This window comes from Arenibacter sp. 6A1, from assembly GCF_012272855.1.
GTDB lineage: Bacteria > Bacteroidota > Bacteroidia > Flavobacteriales > Flavobacteriaceae > Arenibacter.
In genome coordinates this window covers 1-1,070 of record NZ_JAAXCQ010000052.1, presented here as the reverse complement: position 1 = coordinate 1,070, position 1,070 = coordinate 1, and the positions used below count along the sequence as shown (strand labels likewise).

Annotated in this window: 1 protein-coding gene; it reads right to left on the bottom strand. The window is 46.3% G+C overall.

Going from position 1 to position 1,070, the window contains the following annotated elements; genetic code table 11:
- Window positions 1–1,070 (bottom strand): Calx-beta domain-containing protein (locus tag HCG49_RS18390; RefSeq protein WP_205764448.1); only part of this gene is annotated, 1,070 nt, incomplete at both ends.

Here is a 1,070-nt window from a genome sequence, read left to right as displayed (position 1 = left end):
GGATTTGATCGTCGGGGTAAAGGTGATGGTGCTAGTAGTAGTCAAGTAATCACTAGGATCTACAGCGGTACCATCGATCGTGGTATAGTCCACGCTAACATTTTCTGATATATCTCCGGTCAAGGTCACTTCGAATATAGCGAAAGCATCGGTTCCCTCTGTCACCGTTACATTGGTATTGGTGAATGCAATTCCGGTTCCCCCTACAGCATCATCATCCAGAATATTCCCAGTAGCGGTGTTGGTGGAGTTCCCATCAACAAACCCTATTCCCAGATTCGATTGTATGTTCGATAGCTCTACGGTAAAGGCCTCGCTAGGCTCAATGATAGCATCGTCAATAATCGGCACCTGAATTTCGTAGGATTTGATCGTCGGGGTAAAGGTGATGGTGCTGGCAGTAGTCAAGTAATCACTAGGATCTACAGCGGTACCATCGATCGTGGTATAGTCCACGCTAACATTTTCCGAAATATCTCCAGTCAAGGTCACCTCGAATATGGCAAAGGCATCTGTTCCTTCTGTTACCGTCACATTGGTATTGGTGAAGGCAATTCCGGTTCCTCCTACAGCATCATCATCCAGGATATTTCCAGTAGCGGTGTTGGTGGTATTTCCATCAACAAACCCTATTCCCAGATTCGATTGAATGTTCGATAGCTCTACGGTAAAGGCCTCGCTAGGCTCTATGATAGCATCGTCAATAATCGGCACCTGAATTTCATAGGACTTGATCGTCGGAGTGAAGGTGATGGTGCTGGCAGTCGTCAAGTAATCACTTGGATCTATAGCAGTACCATCGATCGTGGTATAGTCCACGCTAACATTTTCCGAAATATCTCCGGTCAAGGTCACCTCGAATATGGCAAAGGCATCAGTTCCCTCTGTCACCGTTACATTGGTATTGGTGAAGGCAATTCCGGTTCCTCCTACAGCATCATCATCCAGAATGTTCCCGGTAGCGGTGTTGGTAGTGTTTCCATCAACAAACCCTATTCCCAAGTTCGATTGAATGTTCGATAGCTCTACGGTAAAGGCCTCGCTAGGCTCAATGATAGCATCGTCAATAA